This window comes from Paenibacillus sp. FSL K6-0276 (assembly GCF_037977235.1).
Lineage (GTDB): Bacteria > Bacillota > Bacilli > Paenibacillales > Paenibacillaceae > Paenibacillus_AQ.
Genome location: NZ_CP150276.1, coordinates 2,246,242 through 2,263,614, shown reverse-complemented (window position 1 = coordinate 2,263,614; position 17,373 = coordinate 2,246,242). Strand labels below are relative to the sequence as shown.

General features: G+C 42.5%; 11 protein-coding genes. All 11 read right to left on the bottom strand.

Annotated elements, in window-relative coordinates:
* Window positions 1-27 precede the first annotated feature (27 nt).
* The 11 genes from MHH52_RS10260 to MHH52_RS10210 all read right to left on the bottom strand — a co-directional run bounded on the left by MHH52_RS10260 (window position 28) and on the right by MHH52_RS10210 (window position 17,232).
* On the bottom strand, window positions 28-939 hold the full coding sequence (locus tag MHH52_RS10260; RefSeq protein WP_340008370.1) for a fumarylacetoacetate hydrolase family protein: 912 nt from the start codon (window positions 937-939) through the stop codon (window positions 28-30).
* A 35-nt stretch (window positions 940-974) separates the two neighbouring features.
* Window positions 975-1,748: a glucose 1-dehydrogenase gene (locus MHH52_RS10255; protein WP_340008368.1), complete on the bottom strand. Its 774-nt coding sequence runs from the start codon at window positions 1,746-1,748 to the stop codon at window positions 975-977.
* Window positions 1,748-2,530 carry an IclR family transcriptional regulator gene (locus MHH52_RS10250; RefSeq protein WP_340008366.1) on the bottom strand — a complete coding sequence of 261 codons (783 nt, stop codon included), beginning with the start codon at window positions 2,528-2,530 and terminating at the stop codon, window positions 1,748-1,750. Before MHH52_RS10250 ends, MHH52_RS10255 begins: the two co-directional genes overlap by 1 nt.
* 195 nt (window positions 2,531-2,725) lie before the next feature.
* The gene (locus MHH52_RS10245) at window positions 2,726-5,479 is read right to left on the bottom strand and encodes an alpha-mannosidase (protein ID WP_340008364.1); all 2,754 of its coding nucleotides are present in this window, start codon (window positions 5,477-5,479) and stop codon (window positions 2,726-2,728) included.
* A gap of 45 nt (window positions 5,480-5,524) precedes the next feature.
* Window positions 5,525-8,674 carry a beta-galactosidase gene (locus MHH52_RS10240; RefSeq protein WP_340008362.1) on the bottom strand — a complete coding sequence of 1,050 codons (3,150 nt, stop codon included), beginning with the start codon at window positions 8,672-8,674 and terminating at the stop codon, window positions 5,525-5,527.
* A complete protein-coding gene (locus tag MHH52_RS10235; RefSeq protein ID WP_340008360.1) occupies window positions 8,671-9,990 on the bottom strand; it encodes a glycoside hydrolase family 125 protein in 1,320 nt (439 codons plus the stop codon). Before MHH52_RS10235 ends, MHH52_RS10240 begins: the two co-directional genes overlap by 4 nt.
* A 124-nt stretch (window positions 9,991-10,114) precedes the next feature.
* Window positions 10,115-11,620: an ABC transporter substrate-binding protein gene (locus tag MHH52_RS10230; RefSeq protein ID WP_340008358.1), complete on the bottom strand. Its 1,506-nt coding sequence runs from the start codon at window positions 11,618-11,620 to the stop codon at window positions 10,115-10,117.
* Window positions 11,621-11,703: 83 nt separating this feature from the next.
* Entirely contained in the window at window positions 11,704-12,627 is a 924-nt protein-coding gene (locus tag MHH52_RS10225) for a carbohydrate ABC transporter permease (protein WP_313638841.1), read from the bottom strand.
* A gap of 18 nt (window positions 12,628-12,645) precedes the next feature.
* Window positions 12,646-13,575, bottom strand: coding sequence for an ABC transporter permease subunit (locus tag MHH52_RS10220; RefSeq protein WP_340009587.1), 930 nt, complete (start codon window positions 13,573-13,575; stop codon window positions 12,646-12,648).
* A gap of 268 nt (window positions 13,576-13,843) precedes the next feature.
* The gene (locus MHH52_RS10215; RefSeq protein WP_340008356.1) at window positions 13,844-15,418 is read right to left on the bottom strand and encodes a response regulator transcription factor; all 1,575 of its coding nucleotides are present in this window, start codon (window positions 15,416-15,418) and stop codon (window positions 13,844-13,846) included.
* Window positions 15,418-17,232 (bottom strand): sensor histidine kinase, encoded by a 1,815-nt coding sequence (locus tag MHH52_RS10210; RefSeq protein ID WP_340008355.1) that lies wholly within the window; start codon window positions 17,230-17,232, stop codon window positions 15,418-15,420. Before MHH52_RS10210 ends, MHH52_RS10215 begins: the two co-directional genes overlap by 1 nt.
* Window positions 17,233-17,373 lie beyond the last annotated feature (141 nt).

Below are 17,373 nucleotides of genomic sequence, written 5' to 3'. Positions count from 1 at the left end.
TCACCTCACAAAATTGAGAGTACATTCTCAGTTTTCCTTAACAAGCCGATTCGTCAACTTACCTAGCTTCTCAATCTCAATTGTGACAATGTCACCATCCTTCAAGTAAATCTGCTTATCTACTGGATAACCGAGGACGACGCCTTCAGGTGTTCCGGTCAGAATAATGTCTCCAGGTACAAGTGTCATATGTTGTGAAATATAGCTCACGATCTCGTCACATTGGAAGATCATATCCGACGTATTGGAATGCTGACGGACTTCACCGTTGACTGTACATTTAATATCTAGATCATTCGGGTTTCTGATTTCATCCGCTGAAACTAGATAAGGTCCAAGTGGAGAAAATTTATCACATGACTTGCCTAACAGCCATTGCTGCGTCCTAAGTTGTAAGTCTCGTGCGGACAAATCATTCACATTACAATATCCAAAAACGTGACTAAGCGCGTCCTCTTTCGCAACGTACTTAGCTGTTTTGCCGATAACGATGACAAGTTCCGCTTCGTAATCTACTTTCTTCGTCACTCTTGGAAGAGGAATATCGTCGCCATGTCCCGTCAACGTGTTATTGAATTTATTGAACAAAATCGGGTACTCCGGGATCGCTGCGTTCGTTTCTTCCGCATGCTTACGATAGTTAAGACCGACGCAGATGATCTTATTTGGATGAGTCACGCATGGACCGAGCGTCAACTTCGCTTCATCTAATAGATATGAACAGTCCTCTCCAGCCATATCCAGTGCTTGAGCTGTGAAATGATCCAGTCTCGCAACCGCTACCTGACCACCATCAATCACTTCGTGAACGGTCGTCGGTACGGAACCCCCATGCTGTGTAGGTAAATCTATTAAAGCGCTTGCAACATCCAGTATCCCCTTCTCTGTTACGACCCCTAGTTGGTAATCACCATTGTTAACGAATGTTAATAACTTCATTTTAAATTCCCCTTTCTTTTATCGTTTACTGCTGTTTAGGCATTTTTCCCGAAAGTAGCGCCTCCATCAATATAGAGAGGAGAACCCATCATAAATTTCGATTCATCCGAGGCGAGAAATAATGCTGCTTGGGCAACATCCTCAGGTAAGCCTAGCTCTTCACTTAGCTGACGTTTCTTAAGTGCCGCAATCGCAGTTTCCGGATTATCGTAAGAGGTTTTTAAGTAATTTTCAACGAATGGTGTTAGGATTGTACCTGGTAAAAGGGCATTTACACGAATATTGTATGCTGCGTAATCTACTTGCATGGATTTCGTCAGGGCCAATACTGCTCCTTTGGTAGCTGAATAAGAAGCTCTTCTGGCTAGCCCGATTTCTGCGATGCAAGAAGACATATTAATGATGTTGCCAGATTTGCGTTTCATCATATGCGGAAGCACATGTTTGGAAGGCAAGTATACACCCCGAATATTGACCTGAATAACCCGGTCCCATGCATCGGGTTCAACTTCATGCAAAGCGCCTACCCCGCTAATTCCCGCATTGTTAAAAAGCACATCAATATGACCATATTTTTCAATGATTTGATCTACCATCTGCTGTACAGAGTCAGCATTGGTCACATCCGCATGGATGAAATGACCTATTCCTCCATCTGCTTGAATATCCTTCAAAGTCTCTATCCCTTTAGCTTCATCCAGATCGTTCACAATTACAGTTGCACCTTCACGACCAAACAGCAATGCCGTGCTTCTCCCGATCCCTGAACCTGAGCCCGTAATTAAGATGACTTTATTGGCTAATCTCATTAATGATTGCCTCCTTGGTATAGGGATAAACGACTCGCCAATTGACGAATTTCAGCCTCCGCAACATCCTTCTTCTTCTCCCAGATATGTTGCTGCATGGTACAGCTCACTGCTGCGATAGCCTCACCTGATTTTGATAGGATCGGGGCTGAAACACAGCTGAACCCAACGATAACTTCCTGCTCATCGAAGGCGATCCCTGCATCGCGAATGTTTCGCAGTTGCTTAACCAGATCCACCTTCGTTTTCAATGAATACTCTGTAGCGCTCATTAATTCTTGAATCGGATACAATGAATCTAGATCCTTATCATCAACGAACGACAGCAGCAATTTCCCGAGAGCAGTCACATGAGCAGGGAACTTCATACCGGGACCGGATGCTAGCCTGACCATAGTCGGTGCTTCCTCCTTAGCCAGATACAACACTTCATTACCTTCAAGTCTGGCCAACTGAATCGTCTCCTGAAGACGATCTCTTGTGACGTTCGCTTCTCGGTGAAACGATGAGATTAAGTCCTGACCTTGTGAGTAAGAATCCCCCCACCTCCCCGTCGCGGAGCCGATGGCATATGTATCGTTAGTATCTCTATTTACCCAATCAAGCGCTTCCATAGTCTGCAACATGGAGTACATAGAGCTCCTATGGATACCAAGCTGATTGGATAGATCAATTAATCGATGCTTATAGGGTTCATCTGATACAAGGCGTAGAATCCCGTCTGCTTTCTCCAAAGCAGGTACCCAATATTTTTTGTCTATGTGATCACCTCCATTGAACATTATACAAAACCAAGTTTTCTATACAAACTAATTTTAATTTTAATAGTTATATTTGGCAATCTTTTTTCGCAAAAAAAAAGACGATAGCTCCAAGACGAAATGCCTAGGTTTACTATCGTCTTTATTCTCATACTGTTTGAAACTACGATACTTGAAATTTGTTTTCTCAGTTCATTCTTGTATTTTCTCGACCCATTATCGCCGAATACCAACCGTTACAATTTCGCATGGACCGATCTCTAAGGCCAAACCACCTTTCACTTCGCTAGAGAGTGAGGGGCTATCCTCTTCCAGAATCGTCGTTTTATAGAAATACTGTTGCGGAATCTTCGAATTGAAGGTCAGGTTGGTGTTCTGCTGACTCATGTTATACCAGCGCAGCAGCAAGTCTCCCGTCTGCTCGTTCATTTTTAGTGAAGAAAATGCGAGTTCCTTACTCTCCCATTCGAAAGGAGTATACACCGGAGCAACCACTCCTTCATGTACATCTGTCTGACATACGATCCAAGGAATCTGGAATTGGTAAGCTTCAGCATAAGCACCAGAAGTTATACCCTCACCTGTGTGTGGGATGAGCTCCATATGAACAACGTGCTCGCCGAGACACTGCGCTTCTGGTGTTGGGAACAAACCCCAGTCTCCAAGTTCGCCCACACTACGGAGCAGTGTAATCGCAATGGTGTTACGACCATCTCTCAGCACTTCATATTCATTTAATCCAAAGTTAGCGACGGTTAGACCCGCTTTCCCATTACTGATATCTACAAAGGCCTGCTGATGTTGCGTGTTACTCGGATTGTTCCATTCTGTGGCTGGCTCAATATTCCGCTCAGCAACCTCAAACATCGAATCCACACGATGCGTGCCGGCGTTCAAATCTGTCGGGAACAACGCACGAATCCGGTGATCTTTAGCCTTATTGTCTATCGTCGTTTCGATATGCAACCCTTTCCCGCCCCGCTCCAAGCTAATTACGGTACGAAGTTTCAGAATGACGGTGTCACTACTGCGCTGTGCTTTGCGCTCCGGATAGTACACCAGTGCACGCTGCTCCTCGTCCAGCTTATCATCTGCCGAGGCTGGAATCTCCCAGTCATGCTTAATTTCCACAGATGCTCGATAAGGCGTATCTTCCAGAACGGAAATGTTCGCCTGAAATCCTTTGGTCGTCAAAGCTTGTTCGGCCTCAGGCTGTTTGTACATGTATTCATTACCGATGTCACCTGTGTTTTCATACACGCCAAGATCCCGGTAAGTCATGCCACTGGCTTTGTCACTCAGCGTAAATGAACCATCATCATTAATTACTACCTTGATCGCCTCATTCTCCAGCACCCGATCTCCTTGAAGCAAAGATTCAGGAGCTGTTGATAATTCAGCGTCTGCACGGCGAACCCAAGCATATGCACGAAGACCCAGCGCCGGAACTTGTGCGGCTTCAAAGGTAAGTCTTACTCGGCGACACATATATGGCTGGCGGAACTTGTCATCCGGCAAATCATAGCCAAACTGAAGACCCAAATCCTCCATCTGGCATGCAATGCTATTCCCTTGATCGTCTACTAGTACACGACCGTTCAAGTCAATTTCTTTCATACGGCTGGATGTTTCTTCCAGTGTGAAACCATCTCGTAAATATAGACGTGCCGCATCAAGTTCTACGCTCACTGTACCCGTGCGACTCCACCCTGTCATATTCATGGCAACTAGCGGAAGCACTTCTTCACCATATGCTGCAAAACCGGACGTATCCACAGCATCTGCGATCACACGCATACTATCATTAACAATGGTTTCTGCTACATGGCGGCTTTTGTCAAAGCGGGTTACCATTTCACGGTGTACCTCATCCACGCTGCAGCCACAAATGCTGTCATGAGGATGATTCTGCATTAGCGTCTTCCAGGCATAGGTGAATAGATGATGGGGATAATCTTTGCCCAGTAATTGCGCGAACGATGCAAGCGGCTCTGCTAATTTCTCAAGCATAACTTGCCCTTGCTGATTCATCTGTTTCAAATAGACACGAGCAGACGCGGTATTCACTAACGTCCCCCATCCGTCAGTGTGCTGGCTCCGCAGCTCGCCCTTTACGGTCGACAGGTTGTTGCGATCCATTACGTCCTCTACAGCCTTAAGATAATCAGGGAAGTTCGAATGGATAAACTCCATATCTGGATACAGCCGCTTCGCAGTTTCGATAGCCTCTGGCAAATCCAGTTGAGCCGGTTGATGATCGCAACCGTTCATAAATAGCAGCTCAGCTGTAGATGCAAATTTCCGCGCATCAGCTAACTTTTTCTCCCAGAACACTTTAGCTTCAGCTTCATTTACAGGCACTTCGTTTCCGTTTGAATACCAGTTAGCAAATAGAATACCGAGTACTTTCGATCCATCAGGACCTTCCCAAATCAGTTCAGAGAAAGAAGACTCATAACCACCGTCTGATACCGTATTATTGAATCCAGTCGGCTTCACACCTCTTCCGAAAAAGGCATTATTAATGCCAGATTGCTTCATTAATTGTGGAGTCTGACCAACAAGACCAAAGGTATCCGGAAAATAACCGATCTTGGAAGGTTCTCCGTAGCGTTTCGAATCCTGATGACCAATCTGCATATTACGTACATTTGCCTCTCCACTGGTAAGGAAAGCATCTTGCAGGATATACCAAGGTCCTATCAAAAGGCGACCTTCCGTAATATATTTCTGTAGACGCTCTTGATTTTCGGGACGAACTTGGAGGTAATCTTCCAGAATAATTGTCTGTCCGTCAAGATAGAAACTCTTAAATTCACCATCCTCATCCAATCGGTCCAGCAATTCATCGACCAGTTTAATAAGACGCACGTGATGCTTTTCATATGGAAGATACCATTCCCGGTCCCAGTGAGTATGGGAAATGATATGGGCAGTCTGAGGTTTAATAGATTTATCTGAATTTTCCAAAGTGAAGACCTCCTTATATGCAATACGTTCTCTCTACAAAGATGTTTAATGTAGTAGATGTGGATAAGTTACATGGATCTCGACTTCCTGCGGGCGATAAACGCCAAGCAGATCTCCTTTAATATCCGTAGCGAAGAGAACAGAACGTTCTTGTTCCAACACGAACGAGTAGGTCCGGCCAGTGGCTGAATCTTTCACCTCGATCTTAACATCCAGAGCATATTCCGACACGAAGGTGAAGAGACCACCCGTAGCAAAGCTCAATTTGCGTCCATAAATGCCCGCTAATTCACCACCGTTAATCCACTCAAAGTCAGACTCCACACGAGCAACATTCATCGCGTAGCGGTACAGTGCAGCTGTAGTATCACTGCGGTCGTTCAATTCTACTGGCAGTGGACTCCATATGAGTCGACCTTTACCCAGCGGAATGTTCACGACACTATCTATGGTAGAACTTCCGATTCCGACAGATTCGTGAATCATCGTTTCCTTCACCAGCTCGGCAATCCGGCGGTGACCGAAAGAGACGGGTAGTACTTGGCCTTGAAGGTTAAGTACTTCTTCGCGGCGCACATTACGCAATTCACGTTTGCCAAGAATATCACTCAAGCGCTCCGACCGGTGCCAGTAGGCATCAATACCGAGCGGGCCAGTGGCAAGCAGTACCGCACCTGTCTTTTCAACGATGTGTAACAACCTTTCCATCGCTGCATCATCGAAGTTATGCGCGCTTGGCAGCATAATAAGCTTCACAGGATTGTTCTCCAAATCATCTAGGTGATATTCGGAAGCCCCCCTGAAAGGCATCTTAAGCTCATACGACAGAATACGGGTAAGCTCGGTTGTAGCAGCAAAAGCCAACTTCCGGTTAGAGAAGTCGTTCGAATAAGGAAACACCACAGCAATCTCTTCCAGCTCACGATCACCAAATATATCACGAATGCCTTTTATAAACTTCCCGAAATCATAAGATACGTCCGCCTCTGGTTTTTCGGTTCCATCCGCTCTCAGTGCTCCGATATGGGACTCATTCGCATTATCCATATAGAAATTCGTATTCCAGATCCAGTGTATGGCCCCTGCACCAGCAGTTCCAAACGCATAAGCATACTTGCGTTCGAGCAGATTCCGCAGTTCATACTCCGAACGTTTAGCTCGACCATCAGGAGTTTCTACATACATGACGCCAGTCTCCTGAATTAGGTTTGGCTTATTAGGTGTCTTGGCAAAGATGCCATCCCACACCAGATAGTCGTTGAACCACCAGGAATGCACAGTGGTGTAATCTACCGCCTCCTCATAGAAGAACGGCGAAGGTCGCTGCGCACCTAGCCCTTCATCCTGACCAACTGTAACCATCTGATCTGGACATTTCTCCTTAATGGTGTCGTATAACTGCTTCACCCAGCGGTTATGCATATCCATGGAGAACAAGCAATAATCAAGCCAACGTGTACCCCTCTTGCCACTGTGCATATCTTGTACATCGAAGTTAACCTCTTTCGCTTCTGGCAGCCCTGCCGATGCAAAGTTCGGAAGCTGTGCGGGTGTCATATTCCAACGTTCCTGTAACACTTCGATCACACCATGTCTATGCTGAAGCCATTCTCTGAAAGCTTCTTGCTCAAAGCGATCATGACATGAACTCGGGCCATCCGAGAAAATACGTACCGGATCAAACATCGACGGTTCATTAATAAGATCCCAGTCTACATTTGAAGACTCTTTATGACGAGAAACAATAGAACGAATGAACCGCTTCTGAGCTTCTACACTTTGTGGGTCCAGATAAGGATTTACCCCTCCCCACGTTTCCGGTGTGAAGGAGAAGAACGTAAAGGTTACCTGAAGATCATGCTTCTTCGCCGTCATGATAAAGGCATCAATCGCCCGCAGTACCTCTTCTGAGATATGACCGTCGTCTTGCATCACATTACGATAAGCCGTCCAGATCCCTGTGCGGATCCAGTTAATCCCTGCCTTCCGCATCTGACCCATATCGCGATCCCATACCCCAACGTTCGGCAGAAATAGAAATTTACGGGCCACATCACTCGTCATATAAGTCATACCCACAACAGGTAGCGGACGCCCATCTTTTATGAAATAATCTCTTCCGCTCGTAACCGGTTCACCCGCTGCCAGCAGCTCAGGAGCATGCCCCCAGAACCCTTGACGTAGAATTCGGATTTCACCATCACTGGCTTCCGCTTCGCAGACAACTTGGAACAGACCACTCCTAATTTCCAGAGGAATAGGCACACGAACAATGTTAAGTTCAGCATTAGCCTTCATCTCCAATTGCTGAGACCAGTGCATGGACGGATCTGATTCATGCTCTACATGAATTGTAAATTTCCATATATCTTCAATTCTCACAGAAGGTTTTGCCCGGTCAAGCTGCTGGATCTGAAGTGTCAGAGAAGCACGTTCTCCTGACTCATATGACGCGTAGTTCGGCTTAACCCACATTTCCGTTACACCCTTACTACAGAAACGAACCCACTCAGATATCGCGGACAGCCCTTTTTCCTTCCATATAGAAGCCGTTGCAGCCGTATTTACGAACAGCCAGCGTGAGCCTGCAAATAAACCAATCGTATTCTCCCAAAGAACTACTGGAGCAGAAGTTTCCCGACCCTCATGCGTAATTCCCTTCAAAAGAGGGTAAATCCGTGTGCTCATTGGACCTGCCGATCCCATTTGATGTGGTAAATCACTCGTCTTCGTCGTATGTGGCACAAGATTCCATGTCTCTGCACTCTCTAGAAAAAGAGATTCTTGCCCCTTAAGCAGAGGAATGACATCCGATGCAAGCAATGATTGGTTGCGCGAACATTCAACAGGTAGTGTCTCATGAATATACAGCTCTTGATGATAAGAAGTCTGCTCCGCTTCCACACGCCATTGCCCATCTTCCCAGCGAACGGGTTGTTTGAAGGGCGCACCCCCAATGCTGATCAGACCGCCACCTCTTTGTAAATATTCAAGAATGTCTATCCATGTTGATTTCGGAAAATAGGGTGCATGCAGGTTGATGAAACAGCCGCCTTCGGTTTCCCTAAGCACTGCTGCAAGCTGATTCCCGTTCACAATCGTACCAAACTCACGCATGGATATAATCGCATCGCTAGGGATCGGACTAGAAATTGGAAAATCAGAATCATAGAATATGATTACGGGTCTGCTCATAGAAGTCCATCCTTCATCATTTTATACACAAGCTGAGAGAACAGACTATTAGACCAGGCAAACCATTTTCTAGTGAATATATTCGGGTCATCGACATGAAATCCTTCATGCATAAAGCCAGTATCCGCATCTGTTGCCTCTAGCATCGCAAGCATCTCCAGCTTCTCTTCCTTCGTGGAAGCCGTCAAACCTTGCATGGATAATGCCATATGCCAAATGTAGTCTTTCGGGGTATGCGGACTGCCAATGCCTTTCGCTGCTGTTCCTTCAAAATAAAAGGGATTCTCCTTGCTCAGAGCAAAGCGTCTCGTATTCTGGTAAATCTCATCATCTGCCGTGACATAGCCGAGATAAGGAATCGACATGAGTCCTGGTGTTCCCGCATCATCCATCAAGCAGTAATTGCCGTAACCGTCGGTCTCGTAGGCGTAGATTGGACCGAATTTCGGATGACGGTAAATGCCATACAGCTTGATTCCGTGATCAATGTCAGCTTCTAATGCCTTAAGCTCTCTCAGAAATTCAAGATCACGGAATACCCATTCTGCAAATTCCTGCATATGACGTAATGCAACAACAGCGAACATATTCCCCGGGATGTTGTAATGGAAATCGCAAGCATCATCGCTCGAACGGAATCCGGACCAGACCATCCCCGTATAATTCACAGGCATACCAAGGCCGTTGTTGCGCAGCGTATCTTCAGGAATTCCATTATTACGCGTAAAGCGGTAAGGAGATAATTCAGCATGGCGCTGTTCCGTTCTGAACAGGTTGAATATTTTAACCATTGCTGCCTTAAATCCAGCGTCGAATATATCAGTCTTCCCCGTTTCTTTCCAATAGGCATAGGCCAGACGCATGGAAAAACAGAGGGAATCGATCTCAAATTTACGCTCCCACACCCATGGGGACATCTCCGTAATATCGCTAGTGCTCCAATGCCAATCATTCGCTGTTTCATTAAACGCATTGGCGTACGGGTCAATGTGAATATACTCAATATGACGTTTGATTAACCCGCCAATGATACGTTGAAGATCCGGATCGTTCATAGCAAATGGCACATAGTGCATAACCTGTTCCACAGAATCTCTCAACCAAGAAGCTGGGATATCTCCAGTAATTATGAATGTTGTTCCATCATCCATGAGCTTAGTCGTTGTCTCAAGCGTATTCGGAAAGCAGTTCTTGAAGAGCTGCAACAGTTTAGGTCGATGAGCTAATTTCTCCTCTGCTTCATTCAACACTTCTTGAATCGCTTGTGGAAGCGGCAGCTTCGGCATAGAGATGGTTGGAAGTCTGAATTGTTCCATATTCTCACTCCTCTTGATAAAAATGAGTATAGATAGAGAGACGGGCAGCATAGCTGCCCGTCTCCACTAATCCTATTTGTGTTACCTTTAGATTAATCGTAGGCGTTTTGTTACTTTCATTGCATTATTTCTTTGTCTTATTCCACTCATCAAGTTGCTTTTGAATTTCTGCAATTACTTTATCTAGTCCTGCTTCTTTAAATTTCTTTGTTGCTTTTGGCAGATACGATTTAGGATCAACAGAACCTGTATATAGAGCTGGCATAAATTCTTTAGTTACGTTGTTGATAGCCGCTACTTCTGTTTTTACAGGTGTAGGATCAAAAGCAAATCCGAATGTAGGGGCTTCTTTTGCAGAATCATTAAACTTCTTAAAAGCATCCCATTTATCAGCAGGGTCATCTGAGTGCAGATAAGTCAGATACATATTTCCAAGCGTGAACCCAGGCATTGCATAACTATCTTGCATTGCAGGCAGATCTTCAATGACATTGTCGGAAATTTTCTTATAATGTGTTCCTTCGATGCCATAGTTGAGCAAATTGCGTAAATATTTATCTGTATTCAAGAGATTCAAGAACATCATTGCGCGCTCAGGATCACCTGATGTTACTGAAATAGCGTGCATCGAACCTGCTGCTGACTGTGTATACACATAAGGCTCATGCATAGGCGAAGTTACAATTTCATAACCTGCTGAACGAGACCAACCTTTTTCTGCATAAGGCTGTGTGATTTCACGATCTGCAAACCATTTACCTGTTTTAATATTATCAATACCATCAAGTGTCGCGACATCTGGGCGTAAGTAACCTGCTGTGTAAAATCTACGCATCGTATCTAACGATGTTGCAAGTTCAGGTGTCTCAAGAATATTAATAACCTTGCCATCTTTGGAATCCATATAGACCCCAATAGGTAGTTCATCACCAAGAACATAGTCAAATGGCATGAATGGTTTAAAGCCTTTAGGAACAGCTAGCGGTGTAATATCAGCAGGCTCGTTCTCTTTAATGGTTTTAAGTAGCGGCTCTAGATCATCCAATGTACGAATATTGGAAATATCCATTTTGTATTTATCAACATATTTCTTATTGAAGCGCCATACCCATTGCTGTCCAAGCTCTTTATTTACAGGAACGCCATAGATTTCACCTTTAATCTTAGTTCCTTCTAAGAAACGTGGGTCCAAAGCTTCCTTCGTTTCTTTTCCATACTTATCTAGCAGGTCATTCAGTCCCAAGAAAGTTCCGTTAGCTGCGTTACGACGGAAATCATTCGTCCAAGAAGATGTAAAGGCAATGTCATAAGGCTCACCAGAGGCGGTAATGACTTGCATCTTCTTATCGTAATCACCCCAATCGAACATCGTAATGTTCAACGTCGCATTAATTTTTTCTTTTGTATATTTATTAACTTCTTTTAATACAAGATCCAAATCCTTCTGAGGTCCACCAATTAAATACATCTTCAGCTCATATGGCTTTAATCCCGATGAATTCCCCGCTGCCGCTGAACTATCTGTCTCTTTGGCTGCATTTGTATTATTATTCGAACCACATCCAGCAAGAAGGCCAGATAAAAGCATTGTTCCTACAAGAGCGAGCGTTAAACTTTTTTTCACTTTCATTTCTATTTTCCCCCTTTAGATTAGTAAATCTTTATTTATATCGTTCCTGTACAAGCGATACGAATAAATACATCTTAGTAGCGTTACTCTTTTAAAGAGCCAACGGTTAAACCTTTTACGAAATACTTTTGGAAGAACGGATAAGCTAGTGCTATAGGCAAGGTAGCCAGCACAACCATCGCCATACGAACAGTCTCTGTCGGCAATGTGGCAGCAATCTCAAAGCTTGATCCCATTTGCATACTATTTTGTATGACAAACTCCATATTATTCTGAATTCGCATTAGCATGGCTTGGAGCGGCACAAGACTCGCATCATCAATATACAGGAGCGCATTAAACCAATCATTCCAATAGCCAAGCGTACAGAACAATCCGATGGTTGCAATCCCCGGCAAAGAAATCGGAAGTACAATTTGCAGGAATGTCCGAAACTCCCCTGAACCATCAATTTTCGCAGCCTCAATGAGTGCATCAGGCACTGAAGTTTGGAAGAAGGTCCGCATCACTAGAATGAAAAAGGCATTCATCGCTATTGGCAATATTAAAGCCCATATCGTGTTGTACAAATGTAAAAACTGCGTGGCCACAATATAGTTCGGAACCATTCCGCCTGAGAATAACATCGTGAAGAAGGCGAAGAAGCTAAAAAAGTTACGATAGCGAAATGATCTTCGAGAAAGAACATAGGCGTAAGTTGTAATTAGAAATAAGCTAATGAGCGTACCTAATACAGTAACAAGTAACGTAACTCCAAAAGAACGAAATAACTGGTCACCTGTGTTAAAAATAAACTGATACGCTGCCAAACTAAATTTTTCTGGGATTAAGCTAAATCCATTTAAAGCGAGTACTTTCTCATCTGTAAAAGAAATGGCTATGACAAACAAGAACGGAAACACACAGGTAAAAGCGAAAATTCCAATCACAATATTGAGTACCACATTCCAAAAAGGAGTAATGGCGTTGTTGTCGACTTCTTTTTGCTTACGTTTGAATACTTGCATAACGTCAATGACTCCTTTCTAGAATATCGCGTTTTCTTTACTGATCTTTTTCACAATAGAATTCGTTACAAGCACCATAATAAATCCAACGATGGATTGATATAAACCGGCTGCTGTACTCATCCCTAGATTTCCTGTCGTACTCATGCTTCGATAAATATAAGTATCAATAACATTCGTTACGGAGTATAGAACACCGGAATCCCGAGGAATTTGATAGAATAAACCGAAGTCAGATCTAAAAATACCACCAATCGCTAGAATAGTTAGCGTTACCATTAAAGGTTTAAGCAAAGGAAGTGTAATAAACTTAATTTGCTGCCATTTGCTGGCCCCATCAATCATAGCCGCTTCATAGTAGGACTTGTCGATACCCGCTATAGCTGCTAAGTAAACAACACTCGAATAACCAATTGATTTCCAAATCCCCATGAAAATTAGGATATAAGGCCAAAAGCGAGTATCCCCATACCAGGAAACAGGATCGCCTCCGAAGTACACAATCACTTGATTCAAGATCCCTTTATCTACACTTAGGAAGCTGAATGTAAAGAAACTAATAATAACCCAAGAAAGGAAGTAAGGCATAAACATCGCCGTTTGATAAACTTTGGCCATCCGTTTGTTCACAAGTTCGTTCAAGGTGATCGCAATACCCACCGCAAGAACTAAACCTAGAGAGATCAACGCCACGTTATACAGTATCGTATTTCTTGTAATAATATAGGCGTCCTCCGTCGAGAACAAGAAGTTGAAATTTTCAAGGCCAACCCACTTACTATTTAAAACGCTTGCAAAGAATCCGTCCCGATGAATCTTGAAATCCTTAAATGCAATAATGGTTCCGAACATCGGTAAGTAACAAAAGATTAGGAACCATATTGTCCCTGGTAATACCATAAACCACAGAACTTTATCCTTATTTAAGCTTTTGAAAAAAGCAGACATCATTCCACATCCCCCTTCTCTATCCCCAAACAATCCCCATATACCCTTTCGCTCTTATTTCCTTGCCCCTTTAACTATCTTTAATTCTGCGCTATAAAAGCGGTTTCATAAAGTTGAAAAACTCCAGAATGATATGTAATAATTAAAGATTCCAAGAAGAAACGACATTCGTAAAACTTATATTTGAACAAAAAAAAGGAAATATTCTCGTGACCAACGTTCGTGACCCCCCCACTTGAACGTGATACCCGGGAACATTTCCTTTATTCTACGATTTTTCTTTTTTGTACATATTTCGGAGTTCTGTTGGAGATATACCGACTGACTTTTTGAACTGACGATAGAAGTAAGCTGGGTCTGGATACCCTACTTCAGCTGCAATCTCGTTGGTTAATAAAGTAGTTTGAAGCAGCAGTTGTCTTGCTTTTTCGATTCGAAATTGGTTAACATAATCAGAAAAACTTCGTCCCATTTCCTTCTGAAATAGCTGTCCCAAGTAATTAGGATGCATATTCATTCGCTGACTGAGCGTTTTCAGTGATAGCTCTTCTCTATAGTGTTTGCTTACTTGATCAACCATATATCTCATATTCGGGCTCAGTTCATCACTTACTAACGATAATTGGTCCAGCGTTTCTTTCACACTTTCCTGCACATGGTGAAGCAACTGCTCAATGGTGTGGATGCGTAGCAAGGGATTAAACACGGCACTAAAATTAGAGTTTTTCTCCATTTTCTTAGCGATCAGCATTAATTCAATCGCTACGTTGTAATTATCCATGCGGGTAATCACGCCACAACCGAACAGCTGTTTAAACGTGTCTGCGATAAACTGGTTCGTCGCCTCACGCTCTCCAGATAATAATAATTTAGTAAATGCTTCATAATCAATTTCGAGCTTTTCCTCGTGTAAAACCATCTTCGATAGTTGATCCACATCTATAATCGGGTAGCCCGGCAGCATAAGATGATCCACATATAAACTCTTCGCTTTTTTATAACTTTGAGGTACTTCTTGAAAAGTATGTTCCTTACTGCCTATCGTTATCCAGACAGATTTTCCTAATTCATGCCTAATCTCATGTTGTACTTGTTCCAGCACACAATAAATCTCTTCTTTGTTCTCATCTTTAGCCGACTCAGCAATAATAAGAACAAGATCACCTTCCATATCTATAAATACAATAACCGTTCCGCGCTCTGCTACGGACTGCACAGCGATACGATAACATTCTTCCATAAGTTGATTAGGGTGCAGTTTATGTTGACTCTCATCCTCTTCATGTTCCGTAATAAGCCGAATCGCAGCCACAGTAAAAAATGAACAGTCTAGCGAAATATTCAACACTTTTGAACGATGCAGTAGTTCCTGTCGATCAATGTTTCCAGTTACCCAGCGGTTCAGAATATTGTTACGTAATACTTGCTGATCCTCCTTAGCATGAAATTGTTCAACATCCTCTTGATTGAGGACTTCAACAATTTGTTCAATGGTTGATTCCAATTCTTTTATATTAATGGGTTTAAGAATATAATTCTCAATGCCTAGACTCATTCCAGCTTTTAAATACTCAAATTGCTCATATCCGCTTAAGATAATAAATCTCATTTTTGAATCAAAACTCTTGATTTGTTGAATCAGTTCAAGTCCCGTAAGTTTTGGCATCATAATATCAGTAATTAAGATGTCTATGGCTTCGTTATGGTTATGCAGAAATTCTAAAGCTTCTTCTCCATTACCCACTTGCCCTGCGATTCTTAGTCCATAATCTTCCCATTCGATCACTGAACGTAATCCTTCAAGAATAAGAGGTTCATCATCCACAATAAGTATGTTGTGCATTATTTAGTACTCTCCCTTACCACTGGTATATTCATGATGACTGTTGTTCCTTCACCTATCTCACTAGCAATCGTTAATCCATATTCAGTTCCATAATAAAGCTTAATTCGCTCATTCACATTACATAGTCCAAGCGAGGAAGGCGGTGCATCCATTCGCATACTGACTTGAAGCGTTTTCTGTAGCTCCACTAGCTTGCTGGGAATAATACCATTTCCGTTATCACATATAGTAATTTGAATACGCCCGTCTAATTCAGTAACTTCAATACGTATTAGGTTATCGAATCGGTCGGGCCTGAATCCGTGAACAATATAATTTTCTATGATCGGCTGGATCAGCAGTTTAACGATAGAACAATTCATAGCTACTGGACTTATTCGCGACTCGATTTGGAGCTTATCTTTATGCCTAATCTGGAACAACTCAAGATACAGGTTGCAGTATTCAATCTCGTCAGCGATGGTAACAACCATACTTTTCTTAATCATGGTTCGGAATAACGTAGATAAAATGTAAATCATCTGACCTACATCCTTCGCGCCTTGCGAAATGGCCCGCATCCTTATAGCTTCAAGCGTGTTATATAAAAAGTGCGGATTAATCTGCGATTGAAGAGCTACGAGTTCTGCATTTTTTTGCGTAATTTCTGAAATGTAAACTTTATTAATGTATAGTTCTAATCGTTCACACATATAGTTAAAGTTGTTGGCAATAAGCTGCAATTCATCCTCTCGATTAAGGTGAATACGCGTGCTTAAGTCGCCTTCCTGTAATCGCTTCATAGATTTGACAATGATCTTCACTTTTTTAGAGAAACGTAAAATGATTCCGTATGTAATGGACATTGCCGCAACAATTAGTGCTGCCGTAATCCCAATAATCCAATTTCGTACAACAATCATTTCTTTATTGACCTGCGACTTCTGAATGATTCCTGCCACAATAAGACCTGAGCTATTCGTTGTATTTAAGTTAACCTTGGACAATCCATCCAGTGCAGTCCAGCCGTCTGAATAAAGACCAGCCATATGCGGATACTGCTGTCCCATATACTTTCCTAACGAATCATAAATGACGTCACCACTTGGTGTTAGAACCAACACTTGGCCATTATTCTCTGTACCTTTCGTACCAAGCCATTTTGAAATAAGTTCAGCATCAAAATCTATAATGAGCATACCGATCGTTTTCAATGAAATCGGATCTTTAATTTCCCTAGTCATCGTATACAAATTGTTATTGTCTTCCCTTATTTCCTTAAGTAATAATTTTTTTTCATGCGAGACCCATCCATTCTTGGGTATGGGTGCTTTTTGCTCAGAACTATCTATATCTCTCTTGTAGAGTTGTCGTGTATTATTTTTATATAAATAATAAAATTCTTTCTCTGTGCTGTATAAGATAACGTCAGAAATACCACTTTTCTGATTCAAATACGTTTTGAAATAAGTATCGAACGTATGGGGTACAAAGCTCCCAATTTCCGCAAATTGATCTAAACGATATTTAAGATAATCCCCATAATCATGTTGCAAAAAGTATGACAAATCCTCACTTACAGAGGCATCACTATAAATTTGCTGAATGGCCAATTGGATCCCTTCGTACTGCTGATTCATATATAAACTCACGTAATCCAATACCTCTCGATTAGCATCTACATGTTGACGCGTGATCGTCTGGTCATAGTATTTATACACAGTAATGGAAGAGGCTATTAACGTAATAATAATGATGGAAGAATATATAGCTAAAATTTTATTGAACAGTTTTTTTCGTAAATGATTTTGATAAAATTTCTTTACATTCAACAAATTCACCATCCTTCAAAAACTCACCTTTAGGATTAGAAGCTTAACACCACCTTTCTTTTTGTGCAATGGGAGCGTATTCATTTTTAGATGTAAATCTTTCCTACTCACATTATTTTTTATATATCATGAGTTTACATC

What these genes read in the sequence shown, in the direction of transcription:
- MHH52_RS10260 (WP_340008370.1), bottom strand. Translation starts at nt 939, where the DNA reads ATGAAGTTATTAACATTCGTTAACAATGGTGATTACCAACTAGGGGTC.
- MHH52_RS10255 (WP_340008368.1), bottom strand. Translation starts at nt 1,748, where the DNA reads ATGAGATTAGCCAATAAAGTCATCTTAATTACGGGCTCAGGTTCAGGG.
- MHH52_RS10250 (WP_340008366.1), bottom strand. Translation starts at nt 2,530, where the DNA reads ATGTTCAATGGAGGTGATCACATAGACAAAAAATATTGGGTACCTGCT.
- MHH52_RS10240 (WP_340008362.1), bottom strand. Translation starts at nt 8,674, where the DNA reads ATGAGCAGACCCGTAATCATATTCTATGATTCTGATTTTCCAATTTCT.
- MHH52_RS10235 (WP_340008360.1), bottom strand. Translation starts at nt 9,990, where the DNA reads ATGGAACAATTCAGACTTCCAACCATCTCTATGCCGAAGCTGCCGCTT.
- MHH52_RS10230 (WP_340008358.1), bottom strand. Translation starts at nt 11,620, where the DNA reads ATGAAAGTGAAAAAAAGTTTAACGCTCGCTCTTGTAGGAACAATGCTT.
- MHH52_RS10225 (WP_313638841.1), bottom strand. Translation starts at nt 12,627, where the DNA reads ATGCAAGTATTCAAACGTAAGCAAAAAGAAGTCGACAACAACGCCATT.
- MHH52_RS10220 (WP_340009587.1), bottom strand. Translation starts at nt 13,575, where the DNA reads ATGTCTGCTTTTTTCAAAAGCTTAAATAAGGATAAAGTTCTGTGGTTT.
- MHH52_RS10215 (WP_340008356.1), bottom strand. Translation starts at nt 15,418, where the DNA reads ATGCACAACATACTTATTGTGGATGATGAACCTCTTATTCTTGAAGGA.